This window comes from Acidimicrobiia bacterium, from assembly GCA_016650365.1.
Lineage (GTDB): Bacteria > Actinomycetota > Acidimicrobiia > Spongiisociales > JAENVV01 > JAENVV01.
Window position 1 is genome coordinate 1 of sequence record JAENVV010000176.1, and the last position, 5,771, is coordinate 5,771.

Below are 5,771 nucleotides of genomic sequence, written 5' to 3' on the forward strand. Positions count from 1 at the left end.
ATATCGCAGACGGCCGGGATGATCATCGTCAACTTTGCCGTCGCATGCACCATCGACGGACGCCCGGTGTTTGACCTGACAACCGTGTTCGGCTTCTTTCCTCCCGACGTGCTGGAAAAGCAGGTGGGTTTGTCGGTTTCAGATGCCCAGCGACTCGAGCTCACCGAGCCGTGCGGTCGGGTCGTCGCTCTGGTTGGCGAGCCGTCACCCTATTTCGGTGGAACGCTGGCGCTTGGGAATGGCAGGTTGCGCATGCTCGACCAGGTGACCGGGTTCTGGCCTGAGGGTGGCACCCACGGGCTCGGGCGGCTGCGGGCCGAACGACATATTGACGTTGGCGACTGGTACTTCAAGTCGCACTTCTTCCAAGATCCCGTCCAGCCCGGTTCGTTGGGGATCGAAGCGATGATCCAACTTCTCCAGTTCTATTTGATTGAGTCGGGTGCGGCTGAAGGGATACCGAACGCACAGTTCGAGCCGCTCGCCCGAGATATTGCCATGTCATGGAAATACCGGGGTCAGGTCGTTCCGACTAATGATCTCGTTCACGTGACGATGGACATCACCGATCTGGTGCATGATGCCGGCACGGTCGTGGTGACCGCCACCGCCTCGCTGTGGTGTGACGGTATTCGCATCTACTCAGCAGACAATCTTGGCGTGCGAGTGATTTCGGGAACGCCCAGTGGAGAGCGGGGTGTCATGTTGGATCCGGCGGTTGACACCTGGCTGGGCGATCATCGACCGACCTGGAATCGGCCGGCGCTGCCGATGATGTCGATCGTCGACATGTTGGCGAAGGCGGTCCCAGGCAACGTGATCGGTGTTCGCGATGTGCAGGTCGGCGGCTGGGTCGACTTCGTTGGCCCGCGTCAATTCGTAACCAATGTTGAGCAACTCGGCGAAAGCGAGTACTCGGTCCGTTTGATGAGCGAGGGTACCCAGGTTGCCTCTGCGGTGATCTACGTTGGCTCATACCCGGAACGACCCGAGCCACTGGCGGCTGTCGATGGCGTCGAGATGGAAGACCCCTACATTTCGGGACGCCTTTTCCATGGGCCTGCCTTCCGTCTGCAGGTCGCAGGAACCCTTGGTGCCGACGGTGCATCCACTATTCTGGATTCCGGTCGCGGTCAAGTCCCAGTTGGCCGGCTTCACCCCGGCCTCCTCGACGCGGCACTACACGGCATTCCCCACGACCAATTGCATCTGTGGGCCGACGAGATAGCCGACGATCGTGTGGCGTTTCCGGCGCGCATCGTAGACATGAAGCTCTATGGGTCAACCCCGACCAAAGGAACCGTCCGGTGCGAGGTCCGATTCGACGGCTTCCTGGTATCGCCCGAGCTGCCCCGATTCTCGGTGCAGCTCATCACCGACGAGGGCGTGTGGGCGACCTTTACCATCATCGAAGCGTGCCTACCGAAAGGGCCGATCGGATCGGCCGAACCAGGAGCTCGCCGGTCCTTTCTCGCCGACCACACCTACGTCCCCGGACTTTCGCTCTCAAAGCACGAAGATGGTGCAACCCGACTCGATCGGGCCACAGTTGCGAGCACCGACTGGATGCCCGGCACTGTGCTTGGGATTTTTGGCACCGATGACCCTGAGGCGATCGCCGTCAAAGAGCACCTGGCGAATCGATCGGAGTTGCATCCATTCTTGGTGCCCGCGGCGGTGCCACTCCACCCGCCCGTGGACCTGCGCCACGAAGGCGACCAGATAATCGTCAGATCCCAAGCGGGTCTCGACCTTGACCGGATCAATCGGTTTTGGGCCGAACGGCTCGGTGTCGATCGTTGGCTCGGCCAAGATCTCACCGAAGGTTTGGTACGCAAGTATGTCCGCGATGTCGTGTTCGAGGACCCGGTTGGCTTCGATCAAACTCGCCAAGGTGGGGTCATCTTCGTGGCGAATCATCAGGTTCAACTTGAATCGATTCTCATCACTCATCTGCTGCCGGTGTTGCTCGGTCACGATGTAGTGACCATGGCCAACGCCAAACACGCCACGCGGTGGGTTGGTTGGCTTAGTGATCGGTTGTGTACCTATCCCGGTGCCGCGCCGGTCAATCCAATTGTGTATTTCGATCAAGCGAGACCCGATTCGATGGCTGAAGTCCTCTCAGGACTCAGGGACGATCTGAGTCACGGTCGCCGGTCGCTTTTTGTCCACGCCCAAGGGACCCGAAGTCGCTTCGCACCCGATCCGGTCACGAAACTGAGTTCCACGTTCTTGGACCTTGCAGTCGGATGTGATATTCCTATCGTTCCGGTCCGGTTCAGTGGTGGGTTGTCGGCGGCGCCACTCGAAGACAAGCTCGAGATCCCGTTGGGGGCGCAGGACTACGTGGTTGGAGGGCCCATCACACCTGACGAGATCGCCTCGTGGCCATACGGCGAACGTCGCCGGCGGGTTCTCGATGCGCTCAACAATGTGGGAGGCCGACAAGTCGTGACCCCCACTGATGTGTCCTTTGAGGCCGGAGTCGAATCGTGGTCCGCCTCGACGGGGGCTCGACAGGTTGAGTCAACGTTCATAAGGGTGTTGGAAGCCATTGAGGACCCGAGCCCGGAGACCCTACGACTTCTTCATGGAGCGCGGTCGGGAGAACTCGTGGTAGGTTCGGAACCGGTTGATGTGTGGCTTGCCGAGGTAGCTTGTGTGCTGTACGGCCCGGACGGGCCACGAGTACGCCGTGGCTGATGCTGCAGCTGCCCTGACGGAGGCAGTCCACGTGTGGACACTCGCGCCACATTGCCTCGATTCGACAACCAAAGCCCGGTATGAAGTGTCGCTATCCGATGAAGAGTCGGCTCGATGGCACCGATATCTGCGATCCCGAGATCGAGACTTGTTCGTGGCGGCCCGCGGGTTCCTCCGCCAGGTTCTTTCGCAGTATCTCGAAGTTCCTGCTGCTGCTTGGCGTTTCGATGTCTCAGAATCGGGTAAGCCGTCAATTGCCAACCCTGAGGCCAAACGCCTCCAATTCAACCTGTCGCACACGCCTGGAACCGAGCCCGACGGTGGTTTGGTGGCGGTGGCGGTCACTGTCGATGTTGCGTGTGGCATCGATGTGGAGTCGTTAGATTCGGTCGATGATCCATTGCTCATCGCTGCGTCGGCCCTGTCGGCGTACGAGCGGGCCGACCTCGCCAACCAGTCGGATCCTCGCCTTCGCTTCTTCGAATACTGGACCCTCAAGGAAGCCTATTTGAAAGCCAGGGGAGCCGGCCTGCGCCTTCCGCTCGACCGTTTCGGGTTCGTGTTCGACCCGGATCCTCGCCTATGCGTCGAACCGCCGATCGAAGACGACCCCTTGTCATGGCAGTTCGCAATGCATCAACTGGACAGCCGTTTGATAATGGCGATAGCTGTCCAGACCGGCTCTCGGCTCCGCCCCATCACCTTCGTCTGACGCCAAAGTGAAGCCTGCCCCCGGTCGGCTACTGGAACCCGGGGAGTCGGCTGCGGCAAGGGCAATGGTGTCGAGTCCGACAGAAGCCCGGCCGATGACTCACTGCGCAGGGGAGGGTTTGTGGCATTCGTCATGCTGTGCCGCTCACCTGCTCGCAAGAGGATTCGCAGCAGCACCGGGACCCGCGGAGGTCACCCTGCGACGGAGTACGACCTAGCTAGTGGCGCGGCCGGGACTCGACGATCCGGCCACCCTGGTGGTAGGTGACGTCGATCCCCGTCTCGTCTTAAACGGCGGCTTTGTCTGCGGCCGATCAACGCCACCGACTTGCCGGTCGCGTGCACATCGCGTGCACATGACGACGAGAATCATCGAAAGGTGCTGCAAGATGACGAGAGGTGAAAAGGCCCTCTGACCTGATTTCCTAAGGGTTGTCAAGGGGTTGCTATTCACGCTGTGTGGGCGCGCTTGTCGGGGCCGGTGTTGCCGGTTGGGTTGGTCGAGCGCTGGTTGTCGATGGTGTCAGCTGGCGCTGAGACGGCCTCTTTGGCTGTGGGCCTGGCGGCGGGAACGGGTTTCGTCTGGGACGGTGAGCTCGACAGCGAGTGCTGCGGCCTGGTCGATGGTGATTGGGTTGCCGTCGAGGTCGCGTGGCTGGTAGGCCCGCCCGCTGATGGCGATTGCCCAGGCCCGGCAGGCCATCTTGCGGGCGATGGCAGTGTTCGCCGCGATGTGGTTATGGCCTCGCTCGACCATGAGCCGCCGGTAGTGCGCAGCGAGTTGGGGGTCGCGGCGGCGGGCGACGTTGGCGGGTTGGTAGAGGGCAAGGCGTAGCTCGGATGGTCCTTGTTTGGTGATCTTGCGGGATGGTGATTCGGTGAGACCTGAGGACCACACCGACGGGTTCAACCCGGCGTGGGCGACGGCGGCTTTGGCAGAGGGGAACTGTGTGGCGTTTCCCCACCAGCCCCGAATCGCCGATGCACAAACCGGGCCGAGGCCAGGGATCGACGTCAAGACATCGTCGGGCCAATGCTGTTCCCACAGGCCAAAGGCCTGGCTGGTAGCGCCGGCGTGGCGCTGATCAGCGATCTCGATGTCACCGAGCAAGCATGGCGGTCACTTCCCAGGCGAGCGCGTCGAGATCGAGACGACCCTCCCAGAACCTGGCCCATCCTGTGGCCGCGTCCCGGATCCGTTCGGCTCGCCGTTGCGGGTTGGTGTCACGACTGTGATCACCGACGATGTCGGTGATCGACGACAGGCGAGCACGACCGAGCTTTTCGAGGTGGGGCCAGCGTCCGAGCAGCGGCTGAGCCAACGTGTGGCCGCCGGTGGCTCGCCACAGGTCGGGGAACGCCCACGCCGCCAGTGCCCACAGCCGGCACTCGACCCGGTGGGCGTCGATGGTGGCGACATGACGACGCCGCATCGCTCGTCGCAGTGCGATCTGTCCCGGCGGTGGAACCGGTGCTGGGACCACACCGAGGACTTGTTGGCAGCGGGCCAACATGTCGGCGTCGATCACGTCGGTCTTGGAAGCCCCAACCATCGCCTTGCGGAGCCGGGCCGAGTCCCGATTCGCCACGAACCCGATATCGCACCCGGTGTCGCTCACCGCATGCGCCAACGGCAACCACGTGCCAGCGGTCGGTTCGGCCACAACCAACGACCCCGCATAGGTTTCGAGCCTCTCGGTCAGTTTCGCTAACCCGGCCAACGTCGGCGAAGCTGTGAAGTCTTCACGGACTTCACCACGGACCGCGATCTGATGCGACGCCACAACAGCCGCGTCGATCCCGATCGGCACCCGGACATTTTTCGTGTTCACTTGCATCGAGGGGTTCTCCCTTCAAACAAGCAGGCCCCGGCCTCGATGCCGTTCAACTCATCCTCGGTCGGGAACCTGCAACGGTTATTGACCGGGAGAACCCCTCGCTCGCGCTCGAACACCAGCCAGGGAATGCTCCCGACCCCACCCGACACCACAGGGCGGACTACCCAGCCCACCCAGCCATGTGATTCATACGGTGCGCCGGACCCCCGGCCAGGCCGAACAGGTCCCACCAATTTCCTCAACCGAGTCTGCTCGAGAACGGACCCCAGCAACGATCAGGTCAACGAGCCTTCAAAGCTCAGGGGCTTTCCGTCACCGCCGGGATCCCTCCCGAGGCCACGCTAGGTGACCACCCCCAACACCAGGGGGACACCCCAAGTAATACAAGGGACTTTGCCGAATCGTCCCGTCAAGCAGGGCGCGTCCGAGCGACCTCAGAAGCCTTCACACGGCAGAGGTCACTGGTTCGATCCCAGTATCGCCCACACCGAGATCCGTTGTGTTTGTTGGGGTTTC

The 5,771-nt window shown here is 62.1% G+C and carries 4 protein-coding genes; 2 read left to right on the forward strand and 2 right to left on the reverse strand.

From position 1 onward, the window contains the following. Nucleotides 1-18: 18 nt before the first annotated feature. Complete coding sequence (locus tag JJE47_10850; GenBank protein MBK5267919.1) at nt 19-2,706, forward strand: polyketide synthase dehydratase domain-containing protein; 2,688 nt, start codon at nt 19-21, stop codon at nt 2,704-2,706. Further along, the gene (locus JJE47_10855) at nt 2,699-3,418 is read left to right on the forward strand and encodes a 4'-phosphopantetheinyl transferase superfamily protein (protein ID MBK5267920.1); all 720 of its coding nucleotides are present in this window, start codon (nt 2,699-2,701) and stop codon (nt 3,416-3,418) included. Before JJE47_10850 ends, JJE47_10855 begins: the two co-directional genes overlap by 8 nt. A 522-nt stretch (nt 3,419-3,940) precedes the next feature. On the opposite strand, the gene JJE47_10860 is transcribed toward JJE47_10855, so the two are convergent. Continuing rightward, complete coding sequence (locus tag JJE47_10860; protein MBK5267921.1) at nt 3,941-4,528, reverse strand: IS110 family transposase; 588 nt, start codon at nt 4,526-4,528, stop codon at nt 3,941-3,943. Continuing rightward, complete coding sequence (locus tag JJE47_10865) at nt 4,518-5,255, reverse strand: transposase (GenBank protein MBK5267922.1); 738 nt, start codon at nt 5,253-5,255, stop codon at nt 4,518-4,520. The genes JJE47_10860 and JJE47_10865 overlap by 11 nt, the downstream gene beginning before the upstream one ends. Nucleotides 5,256-5,771 lie beyond the last annotated feature (516 nt).